Genomic DNA, 25,160 nt, shown 5'->3' on the forward strand with positions numbered 1-25,160 from the left:
CTTATCGCGACAAAACCACTCGACGTGCTGGTGCAGAAGCGGCGCGACAAGGCCGCGGCAAAGCGCTTCTTCCAGAAGGTGTTGCGTTCAAACCCGGTGCCGCTCAAGATCCTCACCGACCAGCTGCGCAGCTATCCGGCGGCGAAGGCTGACATTCCCGAGCTCGCTCATGTGAAGCATGTCTTCGCCAAGCGGCTGCACGTGTGAACAACCGCGCAGAGAACAGCCATCAGCCGACCCGCAGGCGCGAACGCCAGATGTGCGGCTTTCGCGATGCGCGTCGCACGCAGGCGTTTCTCTCATGCTTTGGCCCAATCCGGCAGCACTTCGCGTTGCCCAGACATCAAATGAGCGCGACATGTCATCGTGCCGTACTCAAAGAACGCTTCGCCACCTGGCATAGTTGGACTGTCACTGCCGCAGGCGATACGGCAATCTAATAAGGATAACTACGCTTAGGCGACACACAGGTACGCTACGCCCGTCAACTTGACAGAGCCGTTTCACGTCGCCATGCGGGTGCAGAATCTCGAACAGATGATCAAGGGGTTACCGGACCGCGACGAACGGCTATGTGTCGACACGCTGATCGATGGGCTGCGCAGTGCAAAGTGGCACCTCTGGCACGGCTGCCCCTATCCGGCACTGCAGCGGCTTGAAAGCCTGGGATGGGAAGTCGCCACGGATGGCAGTCCCGAGGAGACCAGGCTGCTGGCCAAACTGGAGGAGTTCATCGGTTACCTCGAGAACAACCAGCGCTTTATCGTGAACTACGGAGACCGCTACTGTCATGGCGAGCCAATCACCTCGAGCTTCGTCGAGTCGGCTGTCAACCAGGTGGTCAGCAAGCGTTTTGTGAAGCGGCAGCAGATGGCGTGGCGACTGGCTCATGCGCAAGGCCTTCTCCAGGTAAGGACGGCCGTCCTGAATGAGCAGTTGCGATCATGCTTCGAGCGATGGTATCCGACGCTCGCGAGCAACGAGCACGCTCACGATATCGCGGCATAGAGCCCCCGCTTTGGCGCGGTCTCCGATTTGGTTCTACTGAGATGGACCCGACGCCTCCCTTCGAGAGACACTGACGGACGTCAACCTGACGTGTGGAGGTTTATCATCGAAATCGACATTCTCGGTATCGATCTCGCGCAACAGGTCTTCCAGCTTCATGGGGCCGATCGCAGCGGACCTTCAATCCTGATAAAGCATCGATAAAACGAGCATACGGATCGATCTTTTCACAACTCGAACCGCCCCTGCGTGCTCACGCCACATCACCTCTCCACAACCCGATTGCGCTAGAGTGAAACCCGCAACCAGTTGAGAGGCTATCGCATGAGTTCAACTGGAATGCGCGCCCCAGCGTCTCTCATTCACGTAGTAGCAATGTGGCCAGGCCACCTGATAGCCCGGCATTGGGCTTTGCCGGCAACTTCGCGAAACCGCCAGCCTGCGCGCGCGCGGTGGCGAGCCGGGTCAACGCCTGCGCCTGACACACTCCGCTCGAGACGCCATCGACAACTGGCACCGGCAGCCGGTCCGCCACGCTGCGCGCCAATCCCGCTAGCGGCGCGCCGGCTAGAATCAGCACGTCGGCGCCATCTTCCGCCACCGCACGATGGCTCAGTTCGATCAGGTGCGCGCCATGATCTTCCTGAATCGTACCGGGATCGCGAAGCGGCCGGTCGAGATGACGGATGCCCGCCAGCCGGCCGAGCATGCCATAACGGTCCACGCATTCGCGATACCAGGCAGTGATGCGTCGCGAAATCGCGATGATGCCGATCCGCTGACCGAGTTGGGCGGCGGTCATCAGCGCCGCTTCGGTCATGCCGACAACCGGCACGTCGAGCACTTCGCGCAACTCAAGCAGGCCTGGGTCGCCGAACGCCGCGACCAGCAGCGCGTCGTATTGGCCCTTGCGCTCGCCGGCGATGTGCGCCACCGCGTGCGCGCCCAGCAGCGCCTCGAAACGGGTTTCAATGTAGGCGACGCCGCTCGCCGCCGTCGCCATCTCGATCTGTGTATCGGCTAAAGCGACACGGCGCGCTTCGGCTTCAATCAGATTGGTGACGCTCGACGAGATGTTCGGGTTGACGATCAGTAGTTTCATCACGGTTCTGGTCAGGTGCAATGGCTCAATTGCTATGTTTAAGAGCGAAGGCGATGCGCGTTCATCCGAAGATGGCGTTCAGATCGACCTCGGTGTCTTCAGGCAACGACAGATCAAGCGTCGCCTCGATATGATCGAGGTGTCCAACCGCTGCCGCGATCGCCGCCTCCAGTTCGCCCTTCTCCATCAGCCCGACGATTTCCGTGTGCTCATGGTTCGGGCAGGCCGGCACGTTCGGGGAATCGAACAGCAAGATGATGAGGCAGGTCAGCGACGCGAGTTCACGCATCAGTTTGGTGAGCGGCGGGCTTCCCACCATCTCGGCCATTAGCAGATGAAATTCACCGGAGAGGCGAATCACCGCATGCTTGTCGCCCTTCTCGCGCGCGGCGCGTTCCTTGGCGACGTGCGCATGGAGTCGCCGGAAACCTTCGGCGCTGCCACGTTCGACCAGGCTGCGGACTAGCGCCGGCTCCAGAATGCGCCGCGCCTGGAAGATATGGCGGGCGTCCTGCACCGACGGGCTAGCGATGAACGCCCCGCGATTCGGGATGGTGGTGACGATGCCTTCGTGCGTGAGCCGCGCCAGCACCTTGCGAATTCGCGTGCGGTTCACCTTGAACACGGTGGCGAGCTTTTCCTCGACGAGTTGGGTGCCCGGAATCAGCCGGTGCTCCATCACGGCGGTCAGGATGCGCTCGTAGATCGTGTCGGACTTGTCTTCCGCATCCAGGATCTGGGCGGCCGGCCGCGCCTTACGCGGGCGGAGGGATGCTTTGTCGGTTAACACGCTAGCTTTCCTCGACTGAGCAACGGTCATTTTGTGTCAATACAATTGTATATTGTGACAAAAATAAATGTAATTGTTCGAATTTGCACCATCAGCGTACACCGGCACCGCTTACGTATCCCAAAGGCACCCGAACGGTGCCAGGTTTGTGCGCGCAGCGGGAGACCGGTCTCGCCGGCCGGCCGGCGATATGGATTGCGTCGTTTTGCCTCACAGTACTCGTAACGCCGACACACGCGGCCACGCGGATTTGAGCCATGTACAAGAATATCGCTCGACGTCACTGGAGAGGGTCTGACAATCGATTGGCACGTCTATTGCTTTGTTTGTCACAAACGTAATTCATTTTGTGACAATAACGGAGATCTTCCGATGCGATTTATCCGCCCGTCTCTCGCCGCCCTGAAGCGCGCCGCCCGCGTGCTGCTCGCGCCCCTCGTCGTTGCCACCGCGCTCACGCCGACGGTCGGCCACGCCAAGGATGCCGAACCGATCAACCTCGGCTACGCCAAGTGCGCGCACTGCACGCCATTGTCGCTGACGCCGCAGTACGCCACCGGCGTCAAACTCACGGCGACCTCGTTCAACACGGGCAACGACGTGCTGACCGCGTTGCTCTCGAAGAGCATCGACGTCGCGCAGGTCACCTATCTGCACTATGCCACGGCGCTCGACAAGGGCTTCAAGGTGGTCGGCATCTCCGGCCAGATCAACGGCGGTTCGCAAGTGCTGCTCGCCAACAACTTGCCGGTGCAGCCGGGCGACTGGGACGGCCTGAAGAGACTCATCATGCAGTACAAGAAGGACGGCAAGCCGTTCCGCGTGGCGGCCTCGCGCGGCAACGCGCAGGACATTCACATGCGCGGCGCGTTCCTCACGCACGGCATCGACATCAACAAGGATGTGCAGTTCGTCAACATTCCGAATCCGGCGGACCACGTACAGGCGTTGCGCCGCGGCGAAGTCGAGCTGATCACTTCGGTCGAGCCGTTCGCCACGCAGATCCGCGAGGTCAAGGCGGCCAAGTTCTTCGCGTTTCCGTATGACCAGGCGGCCGGCAAGCTCACCAACCTGATCGTCACGCGCCCGGATGTGATCGAGAGCAATCCGCAAGGCGTGCTGGAAACCGTGCGCGCGATCGTCAAGGTGGACGACATGATGGCCGCCAACAAGCCGCTCTTCGTCGATACGATCCAGAAAGTGACGGGCCTCGACAAGACCATCGCCGACGGCGCGGCCGACAACCTCTATCCGGACTACAAGATGTATCGCGCCTCCGCTGTGTCGATTGCAAAAATGATGCGCGACCTGAAGTACGTGAATTCGGACGTCAGCGATGCCGTGCAGAAGAACCTCGACTACAGCTTCCTCGAGAAAGTGACCGGCAAACCCAAGACCGAACTCGGTTACTGATCCGGACCGCGCCATGTCAACCCTGCTTTCCTCACGCTTCTACAAGCGGATCGAGCGCGGCATCGTGCCGGTGCTGCTGCTGGCCGGCTGGGAGGCGTTCTCCCGCTCGGGCATCCTGCCGGCCGCGTTGCTGCCGGCGCCGTCGCAGGTCGCGCTCGCCTGGGCCGACTGGATTTTCAGCACCGACGGCAACACGCAGACCTACTCCGGCCACTGGCTCTTCGATATCGCGGCTAGTTCCGGCCGCGTGTTCACGGGCTTTGCGATCGCCACGGTGCTGGGCGTCGCCATTGGCATGGCGATCGGCTGGTCGCGCTCGATCGAATCGCTGCTCGAACCGACACTGCAAACGCTGCGCCCGGTGCCGCCCGTCTCGTGGATTCCGCTCGCGATCATCTGGTTCGGCATCGCCAACAAGCCGGCGATCTTTCTCGTCTTCATGGGGTCGTTCTTCCCGGTGCTGCTCAGCACGATTCACGGCGTGAAGACCTGCGACCGCAACCTGCTGCGCGCCGGCGCGATGACGGGCGGCACGTCATCGATGTTGCTGCGTCACATCGTATTTCCCGCTGCGTTGCCGAGCATCTTCTCAGGGCTGCGCATCGCGATCGGCTCCGCATGGATGCTGACGGTGACGGCCGAGATGGTCGCGGTGAAGAGCGGCGTGGGCTACGTACTGTGGGATTCGTATTACTTCCTGCGCTACGACATCGTGATCGCGTCGATGGTGAGCATCGGTCTGCTCGGTTTCCTGAGCGACTACATGATCAAGTACATCGCCGGGCGCGTTCTGCGCTGGCAACGCGGTTCTACTCTGCAAGCAAGGGAAGGTTGACAGCATGAACCTCATCACAATCGATAGCGTCTCGCGCACGTTCGAAGACACCAAGCGCAAACAGGTGGTCACCGCGCTCGACAACGTGAGCCTCAAGGTCGAGCGCAACGACTTCCTTTGTCTGCTTGGCCCGAGCGGCTGCGGCAAGTCCACGCTGCTGAACATGATCGCTGGTTTCGACCATCCTTCTTCGGGCACGGTGAACGTCGGTGGCTCGATCGTCACCGAGCCGGGCGCGGACCGCGGCGTGGTGTTCCAGCAGGCCAACCTGATGCCGTGGCTGCCGGTGTGGGAGAACGTCGCGTTTCATCTGAAAATGCGCAACGTCGCCAAACCGGAACGCCGCGAGCGCGCGCAGCGCTTCATCGAGATGGTCGGTCTCAAGGGTTTCGAAAATCACTTCCCGAGCGAGCTCTCCGGCGGTATGAACCAGCGCGTGGGCATTGCGCGTGCGCTACTGATGAACCCGGAAGTGATTCTGATGGACGAGCCGTTCGGCGCGCTCGACGAGCAGACCAAGATGGACATGCACGCCGAGCTGATCCGCATCTGGCGCGAGAGTCGCAGCACGATAGTGTTCGTCACGCACGGTATCGACGAATCGCTTGCGCTCGGCACGCATGTCGCGGTGATGTCGGCGCGTCCGGGCCGCATTCGCGAACTGTTGCCGATCGCACTCGACCGGCCTCGCGATCCGACCAGCGCCGAATTCAACGACTACAAGCGCCATATCCTCTCGCTGCTGCGGCCGGAAGCGGTGATGGAGCCGGCCTGAGATGACCACGTTCATCACGGGCAGCAGCGGTTTCGTCGGTCTCGCGCTTGTCGAGCGCCTGCTCGCCGGCGGCGAGACGGTCATCGGCTTCGACCGTAGCGCGCCGCGCGCGCAAGCGTTGCAGGCATTTGCCGCGCTGCCAGGCCGTTTCGTTGCGCTGACCGGCGACGTGCGCGATGGCGACGCGTTGCGCGAGGCAATGCGCACGCATCGGCCGTCGCGGCTCGTCACGCTCGCCGCGATCACCGCGGATGCGCAGCGCGAACGGCAAATGCCGCAGGCCATTTTCGATGTGAACGTCGGCGGGGTGCTCGCCGCCATTGCCGCGGCCGCCGATGCGGGTGTCGAACGCATTCTTCATGGCAGTTCCGGCTCGGCGTACGGACTGAGCGGTAGCGCGCCGCACCCGCTCGTCGAAGACATCACGCCGCTACTGCCCGAAGGCCTCTACGGCATCTCCAAACGCGCCGCCGAAGACGCTGCATTGCGTCTTTCCGCGTTGCACGGCGTGCCGCTCGTGATCGGACGGCTCGGCACGTGCTTCGGCCCGTGGGAAGCCGACTCGGGCGTGCGCGACACCTTGAGCGCGCCGCTGCAGGTGGTCTCGAAAGCGCGCCAGGGCGAAACCGCCGTGCTGCCACGCGCCGGCCGCCGCGACTGGCTCTACGTGCGCGATGCGGCCTCGGCGCTGCTTGCCTTGCTCGAAGCGCCGCACTGGCCTCACTCCGTCTACAACCTCGCCGCGGGTTTCGAGTGGAGCGTCGCCGACCTGTGCGAACGGCTCGCGCGGCGTTATCCCGCGTTCACGTGGCGCATTGCGCAGCACGAAGAGGCGCCGAATATCGATTACTTCGCCGATTACGACCGCGCGTCGATGGACAACACGCGGCTGGTCGCCGATACCGGCTTTGCGCCACTGTTCGATCTGGCCGAAGCGGAAGCCGACTTCCATCACTGGATAACCACGCTGGGCGCGTGAACGCCTGCGCCGCGATTGTACGAGTAACGTCATGACCCTACCCTCACCCTTCCCGGCCGCAAGCCTGAACATGGCCGGCAAGGTATGCATCGTCACTGGCGCCGCGTCGGGCATCGGCCGGGAGATTGCGCGCCAGCTCGCCGTCAGCGGCGCGACGGTCGTGATCGCCGACGTCACGACGGACGTGATCGAAGGCGGCGAGCCGACCGCCGCACTGATCGCGCGCGATGGCGGCCACGCACATTTCGTCGCGACCGACGTATCCGACACGGCACAGGTCGATGCGCTGGTGGCGCACACGGTCGAGCGCTTCGGGCGGCTCGACGCGCAGGTCAACAACGCCTGTGTTCGTCATGCACGGCCGCTGCTGGAATTCGAAGACGCACACTGGCAACGCCTTCTCGACGTCAATCTGACAGGCGTATTCCGCTGCTGCCGCGCGGCCGTCCGGCAGATGATTCAGCAAGCGCCAGAAGGCGACGTGCGCGGGCGGATCGTCAATCTGTCGTCACAGCACGGCATGATCGCCGCGCCAGGCGACCTCGGCTACGGCACGACCAAGGCCGCGATCGACTATATGACGCGCCAGATCGCCACCGATTACGCGCCGCACGGCATCGTCTGCAACGCGGTCGCGCCGGGCAAGATCCTGACCGGCGCCGGCGGCCGTGCGGTCGACCCGGCCGTGCTCGAACGCGCCAACCGGCGCACGCCCTGGCCGCGTCTCGGACGCCCGGACGACGTCGCGCGCGCGGTGCTGTTTCTGTGCAGCGACCTCTCGACTTTCACGACCGGCACCACGCTGATGGTGGACGGCGGCTGGATGGCGGCATGAGCACGCACGACGCGCCCGTCTCGAACGGCCCGCTCGATCTGCTGATCGCGGATGCGACGCTGATTTTCGCCGACGGCTCGGCCCGCGCGGCGCAACTCGGCATTCGTGGCGCGCACATCGCCTATATCGGCGACGCGCGGCCCGCGGCGACGCGCACGCTGTCGCTGCCGGGACGCGTTGTGACGCCGGGATTCGTCAACGCGCACTATCACGCGGGCCTGAACTTTGTGCGTGGCGTGGCGCCGGATTGCGGCTTCGCGCCGTCCTATACGCCGGGGTTGCCGCAAGCGTCGTGGCTCGACGCTGAAGAAGCCCTGGCGCTGTCGCGGCTCGGCGCGCTCGAAGCATTACGCGCCGGCTGCACGACACTTGCGGACAGCTTCGTGCATGCTGAGGCAACCGTCGAAGGTATCGCACAGACCGGCGTGCGGGTGTTCGCCAGCCAGCGGCTCGCGGACGTGGATTTCGCGTCGGTGCTGACTGGCGAACGGCGCTTTGACCGCGCCCGCGGCGAGCGCCAGCTGGAGCGTGCCGACGCGTTCGTCGCGCGTTGGGCCGGTCAGGCGAACGGCCGCATCCAGGCGCACCTCACCGCGCATGCGCCGGACACCTGTTCAGTCGCGCTGCTCGAAGACATCGCCACGCTAGCCCGCCATCACGATTTGCCGATCAGCACGCACCTCGCGCAAAGCATGGATGAAGTCGACTGGGTCCGTCAGCAGCATGGCCGCTCGCCGGTGGAATTGCTCGACGAAACCGGCCTGCTCGACGGCCGGCTGCTCGCAGGCCACTGCATTCATGTCGACGACGCCGACATCGCGCGTCTGGGCCGAAGCGGCACGCACGTGGTGCACATTCCGCTCGGCAACGCGATGTCCGGGCGTATCGCACCGACGCGCGGCCTGCTCGACGCCGGCGCGCCGTTGTGCCTCGCCACCGACACCATGCACGGCGACATGATCGAAGTGATGCGCTGGGCGCTCGCGATGGGCCGTCTGCAAGCCGGCGCGGTGGGCAACGACTGGCAACCGGCGGACGTGTTCGCGATGGCCACGCGCCATGGCGCCGCCGCGCTCGGCTGGGGCGCGCGTCTCGGCGCACTCGAGGTCGGCCGGCTCGCCGATCTGGCAATCTTCGATTTTCGCCAACTGCATCTCACGCCGAGCATCGATCCGCTCGGCAATCTCGTGCACAATGCCACCGGCTCGGACGTGGAAAGTGTCATCGTCGATGGCCGGCTTGTGATCGAGCAAGGCCGCGCGCTATGTGTCGACGAACACCAGATCCGCGCCGACGCTCAACGCGCCGTCGATGCCGTCTGGCGGCGCTGCCCGAATCCGCTTCGCCCTTATCCCTCCGTTTCCACTATCCGTTCATGAGCCGACGCATCCGTCTGGGCATTCTGACGCCCTCATCCAATACTTCTCTCGAACCGCTGACGCAGGCGCTGGTAGCCGGGCTGCCTGAAGTCAGCGTGCATTTCGCGCGTTTTTCCGTCACGCAGATCGCGCTCAGTCCCGACGCGCTCGGCCAGTTCCAGCGCGAACGCATTCTCGATGCCGCGCGCCTGCTCGCCGATGCGCATGTCGACATGATTGGCTGGAGCGGCACGTCCGCCGGCTGGCTTGGCTTCGATCAGGACGAAGCGCTGTGCGCTGCGATCACGGAGACGACGGGCATTCCCGCCAGCACGTCCGTGCTCGCGCTCAATCGCGCGCTGGAGGCGTTCGGCATTCGCCGGCTCGGCCTCGTCTCGCCGTATCTCGCGGACGTGCAGCAGAAGATTGTCGCGAACTACGCCGCGCTCGGCATCGATGCGAGCCACGAAAGCCATCTGGATCTGCAGGAAAACTTCGCCTTTGCGCTGGTCGACGAAACGACGCTCGACCGTCAAGTGGCCGAGGTGGTGGCCGGCGGCGCGCAGGCGGTTACGACCTTCTGCACCAATCTTTACGCCGCGCACCGCGTTGCGCACTGGGAAGCGCAACACGGGGTGCCGGTGTTCGACACCGTCACGACCGTCGTATGGGACATGCTGCGCCACTGCGGCGTCGATACACGCCGCATCGCCGGCTGGGGCCGGCTCGTTCAGGAAATTTGACATGCAAACCTTCGATACCGTCATTCGCAACGCCCGCGTGGTCACGGCCGCGGACATCTTCACCAGCGACATCGGCATTCGCGATGGCCGCATCGTCGCGCTCGGCCTGGATCTCGAAGCCGGCGCGCGCGAAATCGACGCAGCTGGACGGCACGTGACGCCCGGCGGCGTCGACAGCCACGTTCACTTCGATCAGCCCACCGGCGACGGCTCGATCATGGCCGACGACTTCCTCTCCGGCACCACGTCCGCAGCCTGCGGCGGCACCACGACCGTGATTCCGTTCGCGTGCCAGCAGAAAGGCCACACGCTGCGCGAAGCGATCGATGACTACCATCGCCGCGCGGACAGAAAACCAGTGATCGACTACGCGTTCCACCTGATCGTCACTGACCCGACGCCGGAGATTCTGCGCGACGAGTTGCCCGCGTTGATCGCCGAAGGCTACACGTCGTTCAAGATCTACATGACCTACGACGCGCTCAAGCTGAGTGATCGCGAAATGCTCGACACGCTCTCGGTCGCGCGCAGCGAGGGCGCAATGGTGATGATCCATGCGGAGAACGCAGACTGCATCGCGTGGCTGACCGAGCGGCTGCTCGCCGCCGGTCATACCGCGCCACGCTATCACGCGACGTCACGGCCCATGCTGGTGGAACGCGAGGCGACGCATCGGGCGATCGCGTTCGCCGAACTGGTGGACGTGCCGATCCTGATCGTGCACGTGTCGGGCCGTGAAGCGGTCGAGCAGATCCGCTGGGCACAAAGCCACGGTCTCAAGGTGTACGGCGAAACCTGCCCGCAGTATCTCTTTCTGACCGCAGACTCGCTCGGCTGTGACGACAGCTTCGAAGGCGCGAAGTGCATCTGCAGCCCGCCACCGCGCGACAAGGCCAACCAGCAGGTGATCTGGGACGGACTTGAAAACGGCGCGTTCGAAGTGTTCTCGTCCGATCACGCGCCGTTCCGCTACGACGGCCCGGACGGCAAGAAAGCACATGGCGAAGCTGTCTCGTTCGACCAGATCGCCAACGGCATTCCCGGCGTGGAGACTCGCATGGCTTTGCTGTGGTCCGAAGGCGTGCGCACCGGGCGCATCACACCGCAAAGCTTCGTTGCGCTGACCGCGACCAACGCGGCGAAGCTCTACGGTCTCTATCCGCGCAAGGGCAGCATCGCGATTGGCGCGGACGCCGACCTCGTCATCTGGGACGAGAGCCGCACGTTCCATCTGGAAAACGCGAAGCTGCATCACAACGTCGATTACACGCCGTACGAAGGCATGCATCTGAGCGCGTGGCCCGCGTTGACGATGTCGCGCGGCGACGTGGTGTGGGACGGCGAAAAGCCGTGCGGCGATGCCGGACGCGGCGAATTCCTGCCGTGCGCACGGCCCGATCCGGCCAAGCCGCGCCGCCGGAAGACCGAACTGCCGCTGTAGTCTCGTTGAGAGCGTGTGAGGATTCCGGTGCAAATTGAATGCGCGGGCATTACGCTCGGATTTTAACGAGCGTGGACCCGCAATGAGTCATCTGAAAGACATCGACTGGCTGTTCAATGGCCGCTTTCGCAGATCCGCAAGGATGCCCCACCGCTGCAACTGGCTGAAATAACCTATGCATGCCCTTGTCATCACGCCAAATCGTTAAAGCTCACTCGATAATGAACGGAAAAGTCATTGCGGTTCACGTTAATGCCTCACACACATTTTCCAAGCAATCCGTTTGGCAGATCATATTGCTGAAAGGGTTGGGTGTTGAAGGCGATGCTCACTGTGGCGCCACGGTTAAACACCGCTCTCGTGTCGCTCGAGATCCCTCGCAACCCAATCTACGCCAGGTGCACCTCATGCACGGTGAATTATTCGACGAGCTATCGGAAAAGGCGTTTAGCGTCCTACCTGGTGATCTCGGCGAAAACATCACGACGCGTGGCCTTGATCTTCTCTCGTTGCCCGTGGGTACAGAATTACATATCGGCGAGCATTCGGTCGTCACGCTCACTGGCCTGAGAAACCCGTGCGCGCAAATAGAACATTTCCAGGCTGGGCTCATGAAAGCCGTTCTTGGTCGCTCGCCGGAAGGAAAGCTCTTGCGAAAGGCCGGCGTGATGGGTGTTGTGACCACAGCGGGACCAGTAAGCTCGGGCGACGAAATCACCGTCAAGATGCCGCCACCGCCATACCGAGAGCTTGAAATGGTGTAGCTCGTTTCTCTTTCCATGCAACTCAGATTAGCCGCCAGACGGTGTATGCCAAGCTCGCTTCGCTCAGGATTGAGTGAGTATCAAGCAATCCGACGGCAGATGTCGGGTCGCCTGACACTTGCGTTATTGCATTGCCCCAGGCCCTGTCCGGGAAGTTGAGTCGCATGGCATAGCGCTTGCGGATGTCTCCGGGTTACCTCGAACCCGGCGCACATATTCAGGTCTGGGGCCACGGAGTGAAGAACAGATACGGTGTTCTTGAGCGATCTGAGGGAACTGCAGTTGCGTCTCCGTCAGGATGTCACGCTGCATGACAACTAGCGACCTGCCTCGTTAAATTTCGATACTCGAAATCTTTCGATCCGGAATTTGTAATGAAGGAAATTCGCGATTCGGCAACTGCGCATGGCGTCGAGTTGACGATCAAGATGGAGGCGCCTCCTCCCAAGCTTGATGAAGGGCATTACCTTGTAAAGGCCACCGAACGGATCTTGGGGTGTTGTGCATCCGTCTCTGGGCTGGGCACGGAGGCTTCGGAGTGTTCCAAGCTTGCACCCTGCCTGATTTATGGCCCCGGCCATATCTCATGTGCTCACATGCCGACAGAATATATCGAAGAAGAACAATTTTATAATTCAATCGAAACGTTTAGAAATCTCGCACTTCATCTCGTTTAATTTTCAGTGCGTCATTGACTTCCAGGCTGCTTGTCCCAGGCGCGTCTGCCGCACGGAAATGGAGAAATATCCATCCATTTCCGTCGGCAATAGTTGCTCCGTTGAGCGGCGTTGAGCGCGTTCACGGAGCGACGAATGCCGAGTATTCACGCGCGCGCAAACTCTTCATTCGCATAAGTCCGCTATTGACAAGAGAATATTGAAGAAAAATAATCCGTTAAATGTATCGAATTATTTTCGGTGTATTCAAAGCTTATCTTTATTCTTGGCGGCTTCGCGGCGCCGCATTCAAATCTGCCGCGTCGATTGGCGCGGCGCATGGGCTTTCTCCCGATGAGCTCCATCCGATTTCTCAAGACGTTTATTGCGATCGCGCAGTACGGCTCATTTGCTGCCGCGGCTGAACACGTGTCAGTCACTCAGGCCGCTGTCGGCATGCAAATGCGATCCCTCGAGCAGCAGCTCAACATCCCGCTGTTCGACCGTCAGGGGCGTACTGCCGCACTCAGCCGCAATGCGCTGGCTCTGCTGCCGCGCATCGAACAGATCGTCGCCCTTTACGATGGGCTGAGCGACGCCTGGGAGGAAGACGAGATGCTCGTCGGATCGGTGACGCTCGGTTCGGTGGTTTCGGCGATGGCATCGCTCGCCACGCAGATTACCGATTTGAAGACGGCGCACCCGCGCCTGGACCTGCGTCTGGTGACTGGCAAATCGTTGGAGTTGCGCGCGCGTCTCAATGCGCGCGAGATCAACGCGGCCGTTATCGTGCGGTTACAGGAAAGCCTGCCAAAGCCGTTCGATTGGCGCACCTTGTATGAGGAACCGCTTGTGTTGGTAGCTCACCGCGAAACACTTACAGCCCGGGCGGGCAGTGCGGCCGGGCTGTTGCGCGATCGTCCGTTCTTGTCCTTCGATCGCAGCCAGCGCACAGGCATGTTGATAGAGCTGGCGGTGCAGCGCCAGGGCATTGCCGTCAACGAGCTCGTGGAGTTGGACTCGCTCGAGACCATCATCGAACTGGTGCGCCAGGATATCGGCGTCGCCATCGTGCCACTGTTGCGCAATGCGACGTGGCAAAACGATCCCCTGCTGCGCATCATTCCGCTGCCAGTCCCGAGCACCCCGCGCGAGGTGGGCATCCTCGCGCGCACCGACGTGATGCGCCCCTATCTCATGCAGGCGCTCCGCGAGCGCCTGACCATGCCCGCGGTAAGGAGCACTGCCCTCCGCGCCGTGGATGCCTTCGACACGAAGCCGTCACGGTGCCCTCCTTAACAGGACAACGGCCCGCGCCGTGCAGGTGGCACTAGAACACCGTTCGTAATCCTATTCGCACCAAAGACTGGCTGGCGGACGTGGACGCCGTTTGCTGGTTCATGGCCGCGACCGCGGCCTTACCGCGAGAGTCAGTGCCCGATGCGTGCTGATAGACGCCGACCAGGTACACCGAAGTGCGTTTCGAGAAATAATAGGCGGCATTCGCCGCCACCTGGTTGTAGATGGCGCCCGGGTTTGAATCGATGCCGTTGCCTTTCAGGTAGTCGTACGCCATCCCAACCCTAATGGCGTGCCCCAGGTCGTATTGAACGCTGACCTCGGCATCGTTGAACACGGCTGTACCGGAATAGTGGGACGGATTCGGCCCCGAGGTAGTATCCCCAACCCCCTTGAACGCGATATTCGAATACGTGCCGGCGATTGTCGCTTTACCGAAGCGATAGCTGGCGCCCACCGCAATGTCCTGATACGTATGCGCCGACAGGAAGCCACTGAAGGCCGGCGAGGTCGCGTTTGTCGTCGCGGCGGTCAACGTGGTTTGCGAGCTCGTTCCGAAGAAGCTGATATTGGGGTTTCGGGCGTTCACGTAGCCGGCCCCGGCCGCAAACGCCCCGTACACGTAGTGCATGCCGGCCGATATAACCTGGTTGCGCGACGCGTCGCCGCTGACTCCGCCAAGCCCATACAGTGCGCCGAAACGGAAACCGCCGATTGTCGGCGTCACGTACTTGACGGCGTTATTGATCCGGTACGTGTTGTGCAGATTGTCAATGTCGCCCGAATGCGCGGATGAGCTGCCGCCACCTAGCGCGGCAAAGGCGAAGCGTCCCACCTCGTCCACCACGAGGTCGTACTGTCGCCCGAGCGTCACGGTACCCGCGGTGCGCGAGGACAGGCCAACGTACGCTTGCCGGCCGAACAGCAAGCCCCCCTGCGATGCCTTGCCGGTTGTATTGTCAAAGCCGTTTTCGAGGTCGAACACAGTCTTGAGACCATCACCGAGGTCTTCGGTACCGCGAAAGCCGAAGCGGCTGCCGCTGTTGTAACCGCTACTCATTGCGTACTGGTGCTGTCCCCCAGCGTTGGAGACATAGTTGATGCCGGTATCGATAATGCCGTACAACGTTACACTGCTTTGAGCATGTGCGAGCCCCGGTACTACCGAAGCCGCCCCCGCAGCCGAAAGGGCGGCCATCCACATCCTCTTTTTCATTACGTTTCTCCGGTTGAGATTTTCCTGTATTGCGCTTGCTAATGCCGATATACAAATAAATAGTCCTAAATTATTCGAATGGACGAGCCTACCCCTGCGCGATGTATAGGTACGTTGCGCCTGCGGATGACACAGTAGGCTCTGGCCGCTCTTGTCGAGCCCCGCCATTATTGAGGCGCTAAAGCGCTCGTCTTATGATGCTGCGCCAGCCCGGTTCGATCAGCGCTCGCCGGCGCCCCGCAGAGGGGCGCGCACCTTCTTTACCGGATGCTTTTCGGCCCGCGCGTGGCCCCATGTTTTAGCGCATGGGGAGTTACGATTTGAGGGTCATGCCACGCAGACGAATCAACCCGTCTGGATAGGCGACAAACCCTCCGACCTTGTTGCTTAAGGCGAACGGCAAAGGCGGGAAATAGAGGTATGTGATCGGCTGTTCCCTGGCGATGAGCTGGAACACCTGGTCGTATAGCGACTTGCGTTCCACCGGGCCCGAAGCGCTGCGCGCCTGCACTAGCAAGGAGTCGACCTGCGGGTCGCAGAAGTGGCCATAGTTCATGGCACCTTTGCACGACACGAACGGCAGCAGATTGCCGTCGGGGTCGATGCGTCCCGACCACGGCCGCAAGATCACCTGGAACTTGCCACCGATCGCGGCCGCTTGAGCCGCTGAAAAATCGGCGGGAATCAGTTTCAGGCGTATGTTGGCTTCGGCCGCCATCGCCTGAATTACCTGGGCAAGTTGCATGGTCGAGGTGCTATTGCCCAGTAACAACTGGATATCGACACCGTTCGGGTAGCCGGCCGCGGTCAACAGAGCGCGTGCTCGCGCGACATCGCGTTGCGGAATTGTCAGCGCCTTGTCGTAATAGGGGTTTGTCGGCGGGATAGCCTGCACAGCCGGTGCGAACATGCCGGCACCGACCACCTGGTTGATCACGCCGCGGTCCAGAGAGAGGCTGAGCGCCTCACGCACGCGGGCATCGCGCCATGGGCCGGCTGCCGACGGTCCATTATTAAGGTTGTAGGTCATGCCCATGAAGCCAAGACCGTTCGACATGACGAAGTGCAGGCTCGCATCGCGCTTCACTGAATCGACGTCGGATGTGCCGATGCGTTCGGCGATGTCGATCGAGCCCGAGCGCAGGTCGGCAAGCCGTACAGTTCCGTCCGGAACAGGCATGTAGATCACCTGCTGGATCGGATACGCCGCGGCATCCCAGTAGGTAGGCGACTTGTTGAGTACGATGCGGTAGTTCTGTACTCGCTGAGAAAACTGATAAGGGCCGACACAAATCGGGTGTCGCGAGATCTCGTCGTCGTTGGACAGGATTTTCGGCGCGAGCATCATTCCCGCCCGGTCCGACAGCATGCTTAGCAGCGCAGCATCGGGATGGTTCAGAGAGAGCTGAACCGCAGACTCGTCAATCACGCTCACGTGGTCTACCGATGCCAGTTCCAATTTGCGGGCACTGACAGGGGAGGTCAATTCGCGGTCGAAATTGGCCTTCACTGCGGCGGCGTTAAAAGGCTCTCCGTCCTGGAATGAAACATTCTTGCGCAACTTCAGCGTAACGGTTTTTCCGTCGGGACTGACCGTCCATGAAGTGGCCAGCTTAGGCGTCAACTTCAGGTCCGGCGTGATGGAGATCAGCGAATCGCACATGGATGCAAATACCATCCGGTCCACCATTTGCAGACTGCGATGCGGGTCGATCGTGCCGATATCGTCCTCGAGCCCGATGCGCAGAGTTTGCGCCATCGCTGTACCGGCTCCCAGCATTAAGATTCCTGCAACTGCTACCTTCCGCATGATCCTATCCTCTATTCGCTTTACATTGATCGGCGATCTGCCGTCCGGCCTGATACCTTGGAACCATGCACGCGTCATCGATCAGGTGGGGTACCTGATCGATCTGTCAGGATCAAAATCGCACTTCAATATCCCACGGCGCGGCCATCGCGACGACCATCGGTTGCCACTACGTACCCATGATCCGGATTGTCCGAGAGCCGCGAGATGAATTGGCCCGAGCCGAAATCCACGTGCTGGTCTCCGTGCGGCTTCAACGTGTGCCCCATCTCCTGCAGATCCCTCAGCACGCCGGGATTGACCGCACTTTCGACGTCGAGCGTGAAATCTCGATTGAGCTTCCAGCGTGGTGCGTCGCACGCAGCTTGCGGCTGCTGCCCGTAGTCGAGCATCCGTACGAGGGTTTGCACGTGGGCCTGCGGCTGCACCTCGGCACCCACCACGCCGAAGCTCATCACTGGATTGCCGTCGCGCATCAGGAAACCGGGCATGATGGTATGGAACGGCCGCTTGCCGGCCCGCACCACGTTGACCGACTTAGGGTCCATCGAGAAGCCCGCGCCGCGGTTCTGGAAACTGATGCCGGTGGCCGGGACCACCACGCCGGAACCGAAACCGCGATAGTTCGACTGAATCAGCGAGACCATCATGCCGCGTTCGTCCGCGGTACTGATTTGCGTCGTGCCACCTGGCTTCGGCAGGCCGGGCGCCGGCGAGCCTGCACGGTGCGGGTCGATTAACGCGGCACGCGCATCGAGATACGCGTCGTCCAGCATTTCGGCCGGCGAGACCGTCATACAGCGCGGGTCTCCGACAAGCTCGTACACGTCGGAAAACGCGAGCTTCATCGCTTCTATCTGCAAGTGCTGTGACTGTGCCGAATCGACAGGCCATGCTCGCAAGTCGAAGCGCTCGAGAATGCCCAGCGCGATCAGCGCCGCAATGCCCTGGCCGTTGGGCGGTAGTTCATGCACCGTATAGCCGCGGTAATCGCGGCTGATGGTATCGACCCATTCGGCTCGATGCTCGCGCAAATCGGTCAGATCAAGAGCGCCCCCAGTCTCGCGAGCGAAGGCCACCATGCGTTCGGCCAGTTCCCCTTCGTAGAACGCTGCCGCGCCTTCACGGCCGAGCAGCCGCAACGTATAGGCATGGCCGGGCGAGTGGAATTTCTCGCCCATATGCGGCGCGCGCCCGTGCGGCATGAAAGTTTGCGCGAAGCCGGGTTGCTGTTCCAGCACCGGTGCCAACTCAGTCCATTTGCGCGCGACGGCTGGCGCAATCAAATGCCCGCGCTCGGCAATCACGGCAGCGGGTTCGAGGATATCGGCAAGCGGCAGAGTGCCGAAGCGTCGATGCATTTCCGCCCACGCGGATACGACGCCGGGCACGGTGACGGAATCCCACCCGCGCATAGGTTGCTGAGCGAGTCCCGTTGCGTCGGTGCCGTGGCGGGCTCGGAAAAAATCGAGCGACCACGCGCGCGGAGCCACGCCTGTCGCGTTCAGTCCATGCAACGTGTGTCCGTCCCACACTATCGCGTAGGCATCGCCACCAAAACCGCACGATACGGGTTCCACGACGGTCAGCATGGCGGCAGTGGCCAGCGCCGCGTCGACTGCGTTACCCCCGGCGAGCAGCATCTGCAAGCCGGCCTGTGCTGCGAGCGGGTGCGACGTCGCTACGGCGTTGCGCGCGAAGAACGGCTTGGCAGTGGACGGATAGGGGTTGCCCCAGTCAAATTGCATCGCGGTTCACTTCATGATGAATTGGAAACGCAGTATGAAACGCCATTTTTTCCTCAATGACCAAAATTTATTTCCATGGGGATAAAGGTTTTCTTTACGGAACCAGGACGGTGCCGCAGCAATAGCGTTGATGGTGGGTCAGACTTCTATGAGCAGTAATTTGTCAAGGCCCGCTCGCGAATCGTCGACCAACTTCCTCCACATCTCCTTGCGAGAGTGTATGACTGGGTCAAGGGCAGGCGAAGCCTGGCGTAGCGAACCCTTGACACTGGGAAGAGGCAATATGCTGTCGTATGTTGGTGAGCGCGCGCTATTGCGCTCGCCAACATACCAGCCACATTCCACGTCGCCCAGTCATTGCTGCAATCGAATTCACGTCCCTGCCTGAAGCCGGCCGTGGCGCTCGTGAGACGATCCAACGTTTCACAACCTTCAATCCGCTGGCGGTTCGGCAGCCCCATCCTGCATGCGCGCTGCGCCGGAATCTTGTCCGGGTGACATGCTCCATCTAAGAATCGGTTGCGATGGCAACCCAGGGGGCGCACGGGCATGTCCACTTCAACCATGGGAACAACAAGTGATCCGACTGTCGTGGCATCACTATCGCCATGCAATACGATCTCAGACTCGTTTCATCTGTGCGCCCTCAGGAATAACGCCGTCCTTCAGGTAGCGTCATAGTGCAATCACCAGTCGCCGTGCGACAGCGACGATGGCGATGCGCCGCGCGCGGCGGTTCGGCCCCCTGCCCTGCGTGCGCGGGTTGAACCACTGTGTCAGTGCACTGTCGGGCTGGTAGCGCAGCCAGGTCCACGCCATCTCGATCAGCAGCGCGCGCACCCGCCGGTTGCCCTGTTGCTGATCCCCTGGTCGACCTGGCTCTCGCCGCTGTCATAGGGCTGCGGCACCAGCCCGACGCACGCACCCTCCTGGCGGCGGTTGCTGAACTCCCGCCCGAACAGCTCGAGCGCGAGGCGCGACGCGCCCACTTCGCCAATCCCCTTCAAGCGCGCAAGGTCATCGCTTCGCTGGCGCGCGGGTGCCGGCAGGCTCGCCTGGCGCGTCTTCTCCAGCGCCGCGAGTTGCTGCTCCGCCAGCGCGAGCCGTTCGCACTCGCGCAGCAGGCGCTCACGCAGCTCGGGCGGCAACGGCGTGCCATCATGACACCGGACCTGGTCGGGGGCGAGGCGGGCTATGGAGCGCTTCACCAAGCACATGATTGGCGGCCGAGCCCCGCAAGCGGCGGGGCGCCACCTGCGAGGCTCAGGCATCTTGTACGGTACGGCTGTCCGGATCAGAACCCGGCGGCCAGTCCGTCGCGCCGGGTGTCGCTCGCGGCGACATAACCGCGTTCGGGGTCGTTGCGATCGAGCTTCCAGATGTACTGGCCGGAGCCGAAGTCCATATACGGATCCTCGACCGACTTGATCGTATGGCCGAGACCCTCGAGCGCGCGCACCGTGTCCTCATCGAGCGTCGCCTCGACGTCGACCGAGAAGTCGCGATTGACCTTCCAGCGCGGCGCGTCGCATGCGGCCTGCGGCTGCTGGCCGTAGTCGAGCATTCGCACGATGGATTGCAGGTGCCCTTGCGGCTGCATGTCGCCGCCCATCACGCCGAAGCTCATCACCGCTTCCTGCTTGCCGTCCACCTGCTGGGTCAGGAAAGCAGGGATGATCGTATGGAACGGTCGCTTGCCGCCTTCCACCACGTTCGCCGACTTCGGATCCATTGAGAACCCGTAGCCGCGGTTCTGCAGCGAAATGCCGGAGTCCGGCACCACGATGCCCGAGCCGAAACCCATGTAGTTCGACTGGATGAAGCTGACCATCATGCCGCGCTCGTCGGCCACCGACATGTAGATCGTGCCGCCCGCCTTCGGCATGCCGAAGTCGAACTGCGTGGCACGCTTCGGGTCGATCAGCTTCGCGCGCGACTTCAGGTACGCGTCGTCGAGCATCTGTTCGGGCGTGACCTCCATCGAGCGCGGATCGGCGACGTACTGGTAGACGTCGGCAAACGCGAGCTTCATCGCTTCGATCTGCAGGTGCTGCGATTCGATGCCGTCAACCGGCAGCGAGCCCACGTCGAACTGTTCGAGAATGCCGAGCGCGATCAGCGCGGCAATGCCCTGGCCGTTCGGCGGAATCTCGTGCACCGTGTGGCCGCGATAGTCCTTGCTGATCGGTTCGACCCAGTCGACGCGGTAGTTGCGCAGGTCGTCCATCGTGAGCGCGCCGCCGCCCTGGCGCGAGAACGCGGCGATCTGTTCGGCGATCTCGCCTTCGTAGTACGCGCGCGGGCCTTGTTCAGCGAGCTTGCGCAACGTCTTCGCGTGACCGGGAAAGCGCACCAGTTCGCTGACTTCCGGCGCCCGGCCGCGCGGCATGAACGTGTCGGCGAAACCCGGCTGGTTCTTCAGCTCGGGCACGGCCGCCGCCCACTTGTACGCGACGACGCTCGCCACCGCATGCCCGCGCTCGGCAATCTCAATGGCCGGCTCCATCAGGTCCGCGAACGGCAGCGAGCCGAACTTCTGATGCAACGCCTCCCAGCCGGCGATCACGCCCGGCACCGTCACCGCATCCCAGCCGCGCTTGGGGTGCTTCGCGAGACCGTTTTCCTCGCCGTACTTACGCTTGAAGTAATCGACGTTCCATGCCGCCGGCGATACGCCGGAAGCATTCAGGCCATGCAGCTTCTTGCCGTCCCAGACGAGCGCGAACGCGTCGCTGCCAAGGCCGTTAGAGACCGGCTCGACGACCGTGATCGCCGCGGCCGCGGCAATCGCCGCATCGATGGCATTGCCGCCTTTCCACAACATGCGTAAGCCGGCTTGTGCGGCAAGCGGATGGGACGTCGAAACGATGTTGCGCGCGAACACGGGCAAGCGGGGTGTCGGATACGGGTTTTGCCAATTGAAACGTGTCATTGAAAACTCAAACGAAAGTGATGAGAGGGCAGTCGGCCAATTGAAGCGGTGATGGAATCCGGTTACGACTCGCGCGGATCGAGCGCATCACGCAGACCGTCGCCGAGCAGGTTGAAACCGAGCACGGCGAGGAAGATCGCGATGCCCGGGAAAATCGACATCCAAGGCGCCTGACTGACAAAATCCTTCGCGGTGTTGAGCATCGAACCCCACGACGGCGACGGCGGCAGCTGGCCGAGCCCGAGGAACGACAGGCTCGCTTCGGCGATGATCGCGGTCGCGATCGTCAGGCTGGCCTGCACGATGATCGGCGGCAGCACGTTCGGCAGGATGTACCGCACGATGATCCGTGCGTTGCCGAGGCCGATTGCCCGCGCGCCTTCGACGTATTCCTCGGCCTTCACGGTGATCGCCTGGCCGCGCGTCAGCCGGACGAAGCGCGGCATCGCGGAGATGCCGATCGCCGCCATCGCGTTGGTCAGGCTCGGTCCGAGGAACGCAGCTAGCGCGATGGCGAGGATCAGGAACGGAATCGACAGCAACGCATCGGCGATTCGCGAGATCACGCCATCGACGAGCTTGCCGAAATAGCCGGCCAGCAAGCCGAGCGGCACGCCGATCACGACCGCGATGCAGACCGACACGACGCCCGCCAGCAGCGACGCACGCGCGCCCCACAGCAGACGGCTCAGCACGTCGCGGCCGAGTTCGTCGGTGCCGAACCAGTGTGCGGCCGAAGGCGCCTGCCGCACGGTCATGAAGCTGGCCTGCACCGGGTCGTAATGTGACAGCCACGGCGCGAATACCGCCATGAAGACGATGAGCAGCACGAGCGCCGCGCCAAACACGGCGGCGCGATTGCGCATGAATTTTACGACTCCGCGGCGCTTGCGGCGCGGCAGTACGGTCGTCTGCGACGCAGCGGCCGACGCGTGAACGGGGGTGGCGGGAGTAGCCATCAGCTGCGTCTCAGTCGGGGATTGAGGAGGACGTACAACACGTCGGCGCACAGGTTCACGACGATGAAGCACAGCGCGGTGACGAGCACGACACCCTGCACGACCGCATAGTCGCGATTGAACACGGCATCGACGATGAGCTTGCCGAAGCCGGGGATCGTGAATACCTGCTCGGTCAGCACCGCACCCGCGAGCAGTTCGCCGAACAGCAGCGCGAGCACGGTGACGATCGGAACCAGCGCGTTGCGAAAAGCGTGCTTGACGACGACGGTGCCGCGCAGCAGCCCTTTGGCACGCGCGGTCCGAATATAGTCGGTGCGCAGCACGCTCAGCATCGCGCTGCGCGTGTGGCGCATCAATTGCGCGCCGAGCGAGGCGCCGAGCACGAACGCGGGCATCAGCATGGTCTTGATGCTCAGCCAGAAGTCTTCGGTCGGCGACACGTAGCCGGACGACGGCAACAGATGCCAGCGCACCGACACAATGAAGATCAGCATGATCCCGAGCCAGAAGTTCGGGATCGACATGCCGGACAGCGCGAAGACGTTCGCGCCGTAATCCAGCGCGCCGCCGCGGCTTGCGGCGGAGATGACACCCGCCGGAATGCCGATACCGATCGCGAAGATCATCGCCATCGCCGCGAGCTGCAGCGTGACCGGCAGCTTCTGCGCGATCAGCGACGTCACCGGCACATCGGTGCGCAGCGATGCGCCGAGATCGCCGTGCACGACGTCGCGAACCCACAGCGCGTACTGCGTCGGCACCGGCTCGTCGAGGTGGTACTTGACGCGCAGCGACGCGATCAACTGCGGATCCTGATCTTCGCCGGCCATCGCCATTACCGGATCGCCGGGCAGCAGCTTCTGCAGGCCAAAGATCAGCATCGACACGAGAATCAACGTCGGAATGGCGACCAGCACGCGGTTTGCAATGGTCTGCAGCATGATCGGTCAGCCCTTGACACTGACGCCGCGCAGGCGGATCAGGCCGTCGGGATAGGACGTGAAGCCTTGCACCTTCTTCGACAGCTCGAACGGCCACGGCTGGCTATAGACATAGATGATCGGATCGTCGTCGGCGAGCAGCTTCGACGCCGCGTCGTACTCCGTTTTGCGGTCCGCGGCGGTCAGCTTCACGCGCGCGGCGTCGAGCAAGCGGTCGACTTCGGGGTTGCAGTAACGCGCGTAATTGAGGTTGCCGGCGCACGTGTTGAACTGATGCAGGTTGCCGTCCGGATCGACGCGGCCCGACCAGCCGAGGTACATCGCCTCGAAGTCGCCGCTGTGCGCGGCATTGAGCTCGGTCGCATAGTCGGTCGGCCGCAGCTTCAGGTTGAAGCCGGCTTCGCCGACCATCGCCTGCATCATCTGCACGATCTGGCTCGACACCGTGTTGTTCGGGTAAGTGAACTCGATGTCCACGTGCTCGTGGCCCGCCGCCTTCAGCAGCGCCTTCGCCTTCGCGACGTCGCGATGCGGCGTCGGCAGCGAAGCATTGTAGTACGGGCTCGACCTCGGCACCGCCTGATTCGCCGGCGCGAAGATGCCCGCGCCGATCACCTGGTTGATCGCGTCGCGGTCGATCGCGAGGTCGAATGCCTGCCGCACGCGCTTGTCTCTCAGCACCGCGTTGCTGCGCTTGCCGTTGCCGATGTTGAACGTAACGTAGTAGTAGCCGAAGCCGCTGACCGGCGCGAACTTGTAGTTTGCGTCGCTCTTGACCGACGCGACATCGGACGGCGCGAGGCGCTCAAGCATGTCGAGCGAACCCGAGCGCAGGTTCGCGAGGCGCACGGTGCTGTCCGGAATCGGCAGGAAGATCACGCGCTGGACCGGGTATTTGTCGGCGTCCCAGTAGCCGGGGAATTTCTCGAGCACGACGCGATCGTTCTGCACGCGCTGGACGAACTTGTACGGGCCGGAACACACCGGATGCGCGGCGACGCCGGCCGGATCGGCCAGCGTCTTCGGTGCGAGCATCATGCCGGCGCGGTCGGTCAGCGTCGCGAGCAACGCGGCGTCCGGCTGCTTCAACGCGATCGCGACCGTGTAGTCGTCGATCACGTCGACGTGATCGACCGACGCCAGTTCGCTCTTGCGGTTGCTCGTTTGCAGCGTGCGGTCGCGGTCGAGGTTCGCCTTCACGGCCGCCGCGTTGAACGGCTCGTCGTCCTGGAATTTCACCCCTTGACGCAGCTTGAACGTGAGCGTCTTGCCGTCGGCGCTCGTCGTCCACGACGTCGCCAGCATTGGCACGATCTTCAGGTCGGGCGTGATATCGACCAGCGCATTGCACAGCGACGCAAACACGATCCGGTCGACAAGCTGTACGCTGCGTGCGGGGTCGAGCGAACCGATGTCGTCCTGCAAGCCGATCCGTATCGTCTGGCTGCTCTGGGCCATCGCGGCGGTAGCGCTGAGTGCGAGCGCCGCGGCAATCAACATTCTTCGCATGAGGACTTTCCCTTTTTCTTCCAATTCAAAAAACGGTGTGCTGA

General features: G+C 62.6%; 20 protein-coding genes and 3 pseudogenes. 13 read left to right on the forward strand and 10 right to left on the reverse strand.

Annotated elements, in window-relative coordinates; all coding sequences use genetic code 11:
* Window positions 1-440, forward strand: a pseudogene (locus PQR02_RS28300) (DDE-type integrase/transposase/recombinase); the annotation flags it as partial.
* A gap of 61 nt (window positions 441-501) precedes the next feature.
* Window positions 502-1,008, forward strand: a pseudogene (locus PQR02_RS28305) (ISKra4-like element ISBte1 family transposase); the annotation flags it as partial.
* 358 nt (window positions 1,009-1,366) lie between these two features.
* On the opposite strand, the gene PQR02_RS28310 reads toward PQR02_RS28305, so the two are convergent.
* Both PQR02_RS28310 and PQR02_RS28315 read right to left on the reverse strand, forming a co-directional pair.
* Window positions 1,367-2,110: an aspartate/glutamate racemase family protein gene (locus PQR02_RS28310; RefSeq protein ID WP_408239197.1), complete on the reverse strand. Its 744-nt coding sequence runs from the start codon at window positions 2,108-2,110 to the stop codon at window positions 1,367-1,369.
* 61 nt (window positions 2,111-2,171) lie between these two features.
* On the reverse strand, window positions 2,172-2,900 hold the full coding sequence (locus PQR02_RS28315; RefSeq protein ID WP_408239200.1) for a GntR family transcriptional regulator: 729 nt from the start codon (window positions 2,898-2,900) through the stop codon (window positions 2,172-2,174).
* Window positions 2,901-3,272: 372 nt separating this feature from the next.
* Between PQR02_RS28315 and PQR02_RS28320 the strand changes: the two genes are divergently transcribed.
* The 11 genes from PQR02_RS28320 to PQR02_RS28370 all read left to right on the forward strand — a co-directional run bounded on the left by PQR02_RS28320 (window position 3,273) and on the right by PQR02_RS28370 (window position 13,998).
* Window positions 3,273-4,313 carry an ABC transporter substrate-binding protein gene (locus PQR02_RS28320; RefSeq protein ID WP_408239203.1) on the forward strand — a complete coding sequence of 347 codons (1,041 nt, stop codon included), beginning with the start codon at window positions 3,273-3,275 and terminating at the stop codon, window positions 4,311-4,313.
* Window positions 4,314-4,326: 13 nt separating this feature from the next.
* Window positions 4,327-5,148 (forward strand): ABC transporter permease, encoded by an 822-nt coding sequence (locus tag PQR02_RS28325; protein ID WP_408239206.1) that lies wholly within the window; start codon window positions 4,327-4,329, stop codon window positions 5,146-5,148.
* A gap of 4 nt (window positions 5,149-5,152) precedes the next feature.
* Entirely contained in the window at window positions 5,153-5,923 is a 771-nt protein-coding gene (locus PQR02_RS28330) for an ABC transporter ATP-binding protein (protein WP_408239209.1), read from the forward strand.
* Window position 5,924: 1 nt separating this feature from the next.
* On the forward strand, window positions 5,925-6,902 hold the full coding sequence (locus tag PQR02_RS28335; RefSeq protein ID WP_408239212.1) for an NAD-dependent epimerase/dehydratase family protein: 978 nt from the start codon (window positions 5,925-5,927) through the stop codon (window positions 6,900-6,902).
* A 31-nt stretch (window positions 6,903-6,933) separates the two neighbouring features.
* Entirely contained in the window at window positions 6,934-7,737 is an 804-nt protein-coding gene (locus tag PQR02_RS28340; protein WP_408239215.1) for an SDR family NAD(P)-dependent oxidoreductase, read from the forward strand.
* Window positions 7,734-9,116, forward strand: coding sequence for an amidohydrolase family protein (locus tag PQR02_RS28345; protein ID WP_408239218.1), 1,383 nt, complete (start codon window positions 7,734-7,736; stop codon window positions 9,114-9,116). The genes PQR02_RS28340 and PQR02_RS28345 overlap by 4 nt, the downstream gene beginning before the upstream one ends.
* The gene (locus PQR02_RS28350) at window positions 9,113-9,838 is read left to right on the forward strand and encodes a maleate cis-trans isomerase family protein (RefSeq protein WP_408239221.1); all 726 of its coding nucleotides are present in this window, start codon (window positions 9,113-9,115) and stop codon (window positions 9,836-9,838) included. Before PQR02_RS28345 ends, PQR02_RS28350 begins: the two co-directional genes overlap by 4 nt.
* A 1-nt stretch (window position 9,839) precedes the next feature.
* Window positions 9,840-11,279, forward strand: a complete 1,440-nt coding sequence (gene hydA, locus PQR02_RS28355; RefSeq protein WP_408239223.1) for a dihydropyrimidinase — start codon at window positions 9,840-9,842, stop codon at window positions 11,277-11,279.
* A gap of 221 nt (window positions 11,280-11,500) precedes the next feature.
* Window positions 11,501-12,043: an MOSC domain-containing protein gene (locus tag PQR02_RS28360; RefSeq protein WP_408239226.1), complete on the forward strand. Its 543-nt coding sequence runs from the start codon at window positions 11,501-11,503 to the stop codon at window positions 12,041-12,043.
* 374 nt (window positions 12,044-12,417) lie between these two features.
* A complete protein-coding gene (locus PQR02_RS28365; RefSeq protein WP_408239229.1) occupies window positions 12,418-12,720 on the forward strand; it encodes a M20/M25/M40 family metallo-hydrolase in 303 nt (100 codons plus the stop codon).
* 240 nt (window positions 12,721-12,960) lie between these two features.
* Entirely contained in the window at window positions 12,961-13,998 is a 1,038-nt protein-coding gene (locus PQR02_RS28370) for a LysR substrate-binding domain-containing protein (protein ID WP_408239232.1), read from the forward strand.
* A 31-nt stretch (window positions 13,999-14,029) separates the two neighbouring features.
* Here PQR02_RS28370 and PQR02_RS28375 read toward each other — a convergent pair whose 3' ends face one another.
* The 8 genes and pseudogenes from PQR02_RS28375 to PQR02_RS28410 all read right to left on the reverse strand — a co-directional run bounded on the left by PQR02_RS28375 (window position 14,030) and on the right by PQR02_RS28410 (window position 25,116).
* The gene (locus PQR02_RS28375; RefSeq protein ID WP_408239235.1) at window positions 14,030-15,214 is read right to left on the reverse strand and encodes a porin; all 1,185 of its coding nucleotides are present in this window, start codon (window positions 15,212-15,214) and stop codon (window positions 14,030-14,032) included.
* Window positions 15,215-15,527: 313 nt separating this feature from the next.
* Complete coding sequence (locus PQR02_RS28380; RefSeq protein WP_408239238.1) at window positions 15,528-17,024, reverse strand: ABC transporter substrate-binding protein; 1,497 nt, start codon at window positions 17,022-17,024, stop codon at window positions 15,528-15,530.
* Between the two features lie 125 nt (window positions 17,025-17,149).
* Window positions 17,150-18,772, reverse strand: a complete 1,623-nt coding sequence (locus PQR02_RS28385) for a gamma-glutamyltransferase family protein (protein WP_408239241.1) — start codon at window positions 18,770-18,772, stop codon at window positions 17,150-17,152.
* Between the two features lie 675 nt (window positions 18,773-19,447).
* Window positions 19,448-19,962 (reverse strand): annotated as a pseudogene (locus PQR02_RS28390) (transposase); the annotation flags it as partial.
* A 104-nt stretch (window positions 19,963-20,066) separates the two neighbouring features.
* Complete coding sequence (gene ggt / locus PQR02_RS28395; protein ID WP_408239244.1) at window positions 20,067-21,704, reverse strand: gamma-glutamyltransferase; 1,638 nt, start codon at window positions 21,702-21,704, stop codon at window positions 20,067-20,069.
* A gap of 62 nt (window positions 21,705-21,766) precedes the next feature.
* Window positions 21,767-22,663 (reverse strand): ABC transporter permease, encoded by an 897-nt coding sequence (locus PQR02_RS28400; RefSeq protein ID WP_408239247.1) that lies wholly within the window; start codon window positions 22,661-22,663, stop codon window positions 21,767-21,769.
* Window positions 22,663-23,607: an ABC transporter permease gene (locus tag PQR02_RS28405; RefSeq protein ID WP_408239250.1), complete on the reverse strand. Its 945-nt coding sequence runs from the start codon at window positions 23,605-23,607 to the stop codon at window positions 22,663-22,665. Before PQR02_RS28405 ends, PQR02_RS28400 begins: the two co-directional genes overlap by 1 nt.
* Before the next feature lie 6 nt (window positions 23,608-23,613).
* A complete protein-coding gene (locus tag PQR02_RS28410; protein WP_408239253.1) occupies window positions 23,614-25,116 on the reverse strand; it encodes an ABC transporter substrate-binding protein in 1,503 nt (500 codons plus the stop codon).
* Window positions 25,117-25,160 lie beyond the last annotated feature (44 nt).

Origin of the sequence: Paraburkholderia sediminicola, from assembly GCF_046026895.1 — a bacterium.
Lineage (GTDB): Bacteria > Pseudomonadota > Gammaproteobacteria > Burkholderiales > Burkholderiaceae > Paraburkholderia > Paraburkholderia sediminicola_C.

What these genes read in the sequence shown, in the direction of transcription:
- PQR02_RS28385 (WP_408239241.1), bottom strand. Translation starts at nt 18,772, where the DNA reads ATGCAATTTGACTGGGGCAACCCCTATCCGTCCACTGCCAAGCCGTTC.
- PQR02_RS28310 (WP_408239197.1), bottom strand. Translation starts at nt 2,110, where the DNA reads ATGAAACTACTGATCGTCAACCCGAACATCTCGTCGAGCGTCACCAAT.
- ggt (WP_408239244.1), bottom strand. Translation starts at nt 21,704, where the DNA reads ATGACACGTTTCAATTGGCAAAACCCGTATCCGACACCCCGCTTGCCC.
- PQR02_RS28345 (WP_408239218.1), top strand. Translation starts at nt 7,734, where the DNA reads ATGAGCACGCACGACGCGCCCGTCTCGAACGGCCCGCTCGATCTGCTG.
- PQR02_RS28325 (WP_408239206.1), top strand. Translation starts at nt 4,327, where the DNA reads ATGTCAACCCTGCTTTCCTCACGCTTCTACAAGCGGATCGAGCGCGGC.
- PQR02_RS28375 (WP_408239235.1), bottom strand. Translation starts at nt 15,214, where the DNA reads ATGAAAAAGAGGATGTGGATGGCCGCCCTTTCGGCTGCGGGGGCGGCT.
- PQR02_RS28365 (WP_408239229.1), top strand. Translation starts at nt 12,418, where the DNA reads ATGAAGGAAATTCGCGATTCGGCAACTGCGCATGGCGTCGAGTTGACG.
- PQR02_RS28340 (WP_408239215.1), top strand. Translation starts at nt 6,934, where the DNA reads ATGACCCTACCCTCACCCTTCCCGGCCGCAAGCCTGAACATGGCCGGC.
- PQR02_RS28380 (WP_408239238.1), bottom strand. Translation starts at nt 17,024, where the DNA reads ATGCGGAAGGTAGCAGTTGCAGGAATCTTAATGCTGGGAGCCGGTACA.
- PQR02_RS28360 (WP_408239226.1), top strand. Translation starts at nt 11,501, where the DNA reads ATGAACGGAAAAGTCATTGCGGTTCACGTTAATGCCTCACACACATTT.
- PQR02_RS28320 (WP_408239203.1), top strand. Translation starts at nt 3,273, where the DNA reads ATGCGATTTATCCGCCCGTCTCTCGCCGCCCTGAAGCGCGCCGCCCGC.
- PQR02_RS28410 (WP_408239253.1), bottom strand. Translation starts at nt 25,116, where the DNA reads ATGCGAAGAATGTTGATTGCCGCGGCGCTCGCACTCAGCGCTACCGCC.
- PQR02_RS28335 (WP_408239212.1), top strand. Translation starts at nt 5,925, where the DNA reads ATGACCACGTTCATCACGGGCAGCAGCGGTTTCGTCGGTCTCGCGCTT.
- PQR02_RS28405 (WP_408239250.1), bottom strand. Translation starts at nt 23,607, where the DNA reads ATGCTGCAGACCATTGCAAACCGCGTGCTGGTCGCCATTCCGACGTTG.
- PQR02_RS28400 (WP_408239247.1), bottom strand. Translation starts at nt 22,663, where the DNA reads ATGGCTACTCCCGCCACCCCCGTTCACGCGTCGGCCGCTGCGTCGCAG.
- PQR02_RS28350 (WP_408239221.1), top strand. Translation starts at nt 9,113, where the DNA reads ATGAGCCGACGCATCCGTCTGGGCATTCTGACGCCCTCATCCAATACT.
- hydA (WP_408239223.1), top strand. Translation starts at nt 9,840, where the DNA reads ATGCAAACCTTCGATACCGTCATTCGCAACGCCCGCGTGGTCACGGCC.
- PQR02_RS28330 (WP_408239209.1), top strand. Translation starts at nt 5,153, where the DNA reads ATGAACCTCATCACAATCGATAGCGTCTCGCGCACGTTCGAAGACACC.